Annotated in this window: 4 protein-coding genes and 1 pseudogene; all 5 read right to left on the bottom strand. The window is 65.6% G+C overall.

Annotated elements, in window-relative coordinates; translation table 11 throughout:
- Positions 1-515 (bottom strand): DUF1549 domain-containing protein (locus tag RMO57_RS01010; protein WP_310383424.1); only part of this gene is annotated, 515 nt, incomplete at its 3' end.
- Positions 516-562: 47 nt separating this feature from the next.
- Positions 563-1,570, bottom strand: a pseudogene (locus RMO57_RS01015) (DNA gyrase subunit A); the annotation flags it as partial.
- The gene (locus RMO57_RS01020) at positions 1,567-2,253 is read right to left on the bottom strand and encodes a lytic transglycosylase domain-containing protein (protein ID WP_310383425.1); all 687 of its coding nucleotides are present in this window, start codon (positions 2,251-2,253) and stop codon (positions 1,567-1,569) included. The gene RMO57_RS01020 and the pseudogene RMO57_RS01015, both read right to left, overlap by 4 nt.
- A complete protein-coding gene (locus tag RMO57_RS01025; RefSeq protein WP_310383426.1) occupies positions 2,253-2,786 on the bottom strand; it encodes a GNAT family protein in 534 nt (177 codons plus the stop codon). The genes RMO57_RS01020 and RMO57_RS01025 overlap by 1 nt, the downstream gene beginning before the upstream one ends.
- A gap of 1 nt (position 2,787) precedes the next feature.
- A partial coding sequence (locus RMO57_RS01030) for a DNA topoisomerase IV subunit B (protein WP_310383427.1) occupies positions 2,788-4,488 on the bottom strand: 1,701 nt, incomplete at its 5' end.

A 4,488-nucleotide genomic window follows, 5' to 3' on the forward strand; every position in this document is an offset into this window, starting at 1 on the left:
GCGAAGCGGGCGACATCCAGCCAGTGCCGCGCCCAGCGCTCGCCGTACTCGGGACGCGCGAGCAGGCGGTCGAGGAGCCGGGCGTGCGCGTCCGGAGCCTCGTCGGCGACGTAGGCGTCGACCTCCACGGGCGTCGGCGGGATCCCGAGCAGGTCGAACGTCGCGCGGCGGATCAGGCGGCGCCGGTCGGCCGGCGGGTTGGGCGCGATGCCTGCGGCCTCGAGCTTCGCGAAGACGAACGCATCCACGGGGTTGGCCGTCCGGCTCTTCACCGCGGGGACGGCCGGCGGCTTGAGCGGCTGGAACGCCCAGTAGGCCTTCCCCGCCTCGATGTTGATCTCCTTCTTCGCGGCCGTCGCACCCTTGCTCCGCGGATCCGGCGCCCCGCGCTTCACCCAGGCCTCGAAATCGGCGACGACCTCGGCGCTGAGCCGCCCCTTCGGGGGCATCTTGAGGTCTTCATCGGTGTAGCGGATCGCCTTGATCAGGAGGCTCTTCTCGAGGTCGCCGGGCACGAGCGACGGGCCGGTCTCCCCGCCCTTGATCAGGCCCTCGCGCGAGCGAACACCAGGCGCACGGCCGCGTCCTTGCTGGACTCGTCACGCACGCAGTCCAGCACGGACAAAACGCTGGCCTTGAGCTGCAATTGCTCGGCGCTCAAGGCCTTTTTGCCGGTTTTTATCTTGGGGTTGGAGAGCTCCTCGACCTCCTCCAGCACCTTCTGGCTGCTGCAGCCATGTGGCAGCTCGGTGACGACCAGTTGCCACTGACCACGGGCCAGATCCTCGATCTTCCAGCGCGCCCGCAGCTTCATGCTGCCGCGCCCGCTTTGGTAGGCCGCGCGGATGTCGTCGGCCGAGCTGATCAGCTGGCCGCCGCCCGGATAGTCGGGGCCGGGCAGGATGGCAAACAATTCCTCGTCGCTGAGCTTGTCATTGCGCAGCAGGGCCACCGCCGCAGCCGCCACCTCGCGCAGATTGTGGCTGGGCACCTCGGTTGCCATGCCGACCGCGATGCCGCTGGCGCCGTTCAACAACACGAACGGCAGGCGCGCCGGCAGCTGGCGCGGCTCCTGCGTCGAGCCGTCGTAGTTGGCCTGGAAATCGACCGTGCCTTCGTCGATCTCGTCCAGCAGCAGGCGCGCAATCGGCGCCAGGCGCGCCTCGGTGTAACGCATCGCCGCAGCGCCGTCGCCATCGCGGCTGCCGAAATTACCCTGGCCGTCGATCAGCGGATAGCGCTGCGAAAAGTCCTGCGCCATCCGCACCAAGGCGTCGTAAACCGACTGGTCGCCATGCGGGTGGAAGCGGCCCAGCACGTCGCCGACCACGCGCGCGCCCTTGACTGGTTTAGGCCCGCTGACCCCGGTAAACGCCAGGCCCATCCGCTCCATCGAATAGAGGATGCGGCGCTGCACCGGCTTCTGGCCATCGCAGACATCGGGCAGCGCACGGCCCTTGACGACGCTGAGCGCGTACTCCAGATAGGCGCGCTCGGCATAGTGACCCAGGGTCAAGGCGTCGGGGTCATCCTGCGGCGGGGGTGCGTCGAATATCGAAGTTTGGGTCATGGTTTTTCAGAGTGAATCGTCAGGTGCCGGGCGCTGGCGTGCATGCCGTTCTGCAGCAAGGTCCAGTACAGCTCCAGCACCAAATGAACGTGGGCTTGGGTTTCATCAAATGGCGGCACCACGCCGCCGGCTCGACGCACCGCGCCCTCGCCGGCGTTCCAAGCCGCCAGCGCCGCATCGATGCGGCCAAAGCGTTTGATCAGGTCAGCCAGCATGCGGGCGCCGGTCAAGACATTGGTGCGTGGGTCCAGCAGGCGTTTTTCAACCGGCTGCAGGCGCTCCAGCAGCGTGGCATAACGGGCCGCCGCGTCGGGGGTGATTTGCATCAGGCCGATCGCGCCGCGCGGCGACACCGCGCCGGCCTTGTAACCCGACTCGACCGCGATCAACGCTTTCAGCAAGGCCATGTCCACGCCCGACTTCGCTGCCGCTTCGCGCAAATAGGGTTGTACCGCCTTGACCTCGGGCGCAATCTCCAGCCAGGTCAGCAAATGGCGGCTGCCGTCTTGCTTGCCGGGCACCCGACCTTTGCTTGAGTCGGGCGCGCCGAGCACCAGGTTGTAGGCACCGTTGATTTGGCGGTCGGCCAGATGGGCGGTGCCGGAGGCGTCGACATAAGCCCATAGTTCAGCGTAGGCAGGCAAGCAAATTGCAGCCAAAAGAAGAGCGAGCCAGAGTCGCATCAAGGCTGCTCCTCGCCCAACGCCACCCGCGCTTGATATTCACGGTCCAACATAGACATCACGATCAAGCTGTCATAGCCGTCCGCGCCTTCGATATTGACGCGTACGCTCTCGCGCAGCCGGCCCTCTTCGACAAAACCTTCACTGGCATAGAGCTTGAGCGCGCGGGTATTGAGCGCCTTCACATCGAGCCAGAAGCGATGCGCGTGGAGCTGCGTGAAGGCCAGCTTCTTGAGCAGCCGCACACAGGCACGGCCCAGGCCCTGACCCTTGGGTGCCAGCACGATGCGTTTGAGCTCGACCGAGCCATGCGGGTTGCGGCAGCCCTGGAAAATCACAAAACCGGCCCGCTTGGACTCAGCCCCGACCTCGATGATGAAGTGGCGAAAGTCCGGGAAGCGCACCGCGCCTTCGTGCTGCGTGCGCTCCCAGGGCGTGATGAAGGGTCGGTTGGCGGCGTCCAGCTCGACGGAAACCACGAACTCCAGGTCCGACAACATGGTCGGACGCAGGCTGACCCGCTTGTCAGTCATCTCAAATATCCACTTCCACCGAGTCGCCGTGGATCTCCATCAGCTCGCGCCGGGACGCCGCTTCGCCCTTGCCCATCAGCTTGTTGATCGAGGTTTCGGTCTCGACCAAATTCAGCTGGCCCAGCGCGATCACGCTGAGGCGCCGGGTCTCCGGGTTCAAGGTCGTGTCCCACAACTGCACCGCGCTCATCTCGCCCAGGCCTTTGAAGCGGCTGATGCTCCAGGAGCCTTCGCGCGCGCCTTCCTTGCGCAGCTTGTCCAGCGTGGCGGTCAGCTCGCCCTCGTCCAGCGCGTAGATCTTGGCGGCCGGCTTCTTGCCGCGCGCCAGCGCGTCAACCCGGTACAAGGGCGGGCGGGCGACGTAGATATGCCCGGTCTCAACCAGCTTGGGGAAATGGCGAAAGAACAGCGTCAGCAACAGCACCTGAATGTGCGAGCCGTCCACGTCCGCGTCCGACAGAATGCAGACCTTGCCGTAGCGCAGGCCGCTCAGATCGGGCGAGTCATTCTTGCCATGCGGATCGACCCCCAGAGCCACCGAGATGTCGTGAATCTCGTTATTGGCGAACAGCCGGTCGCGCTCGACCTCCCAGGTGTTCAAGACCTTGCCGCGCAAGGGCAGGATGGCCTGGGTCTCCTTGTTGCGGCCCATCTTGGCGCTGCCGCCGGCCGAGTCGCCCTCGACCAGAAAGATTTCGTTGTGCAAGAGGTCGCGGCTCTCGCAATCGGTCAGCTTGCCCGGCAGCACGGCAACACCTGACCCTTTGCGCTTCTCGACTTTTTGCGAAGCGCGTTGGCGGGTTTGCGCCTGCTTGATGACCAGCTCGGCCAGCTTCTTGCCGAACTCCACATGCTGGTTCAGCCACAGCTCCAGGCCCGGCGTGACATAGGTGGAGACCAGGCGCAGCGCGTCGCGGCTGTTCAGACGCTCCTTGGTCTGGCCCTGGAACTGCGGGTCCAGCACCTTGGCCGACAAGACGAAGGAGGCGCGCGAAAACACATCGTCCGGCATCAGCTTGACACCCTTGGGCAAGAGGCTGTGCAGCTCGATAAAGCCCTTGATGGCGCCGAACAGGCCGTCCTTCAGACCGGACTCATGGGTACCGCCGGCGACGGTCGGGATCAGGTTGACATAGCTCTCGCGCATCGCCGCACCCTCTTCGGTGAAGGCCACGCACCAGGCGGCACCTTCACCCTCGGCGAAGTTCTCGGTCTCGGCCCGGCCGGCGTATTGCTCGCCCTCGTACAAGGGGATCAGCGGCTCGGCGTTCAGTGTTTGCATCAAGTAATCGCGCAGACCGCCGGCATAAGTCCAGGTCTGAACGTCACCGGTCTTTTCGTTCGTCAGCGTGACGATGACGCCCGGCATCAAAACGGCCTTGCTGCGCAGCAGGTGGACCAGCTCGTGCTTGGGCAGCTCGGCGCTCTCGAAATATTTGGCATCGGGCCAGACCCGCACCATCGTGCCCTGCTTGCGCTCACCGCGCTCTGCCTTGCGGGCTGCGACCGGCTCGACCACATCGCCGTTCTCGAACGCCAGCGTCGCCACCTCACCGCCGCGCCAGACCGTCACCTCCAGGCGCTTGGCCAAGGCATTGGTGACGCTGACGCCAACGCCGTGCAGGCCGCCCGAGAAGCTGTAGGCGCCGCCCGAGCCCTTGTCGAACTTGCCGCCCGCGTGCAGCCGGGTGAACACCAGCTC

The sequence above is a fragment of the Roseateles sp. genome (assembly GCF_031397715.1).
Lineage (GTDB): Bacteria > Pseudomonadota > Gammaproteobacteria > Burkholderiales > Burkholderiaceae_C > Paucibacter_A.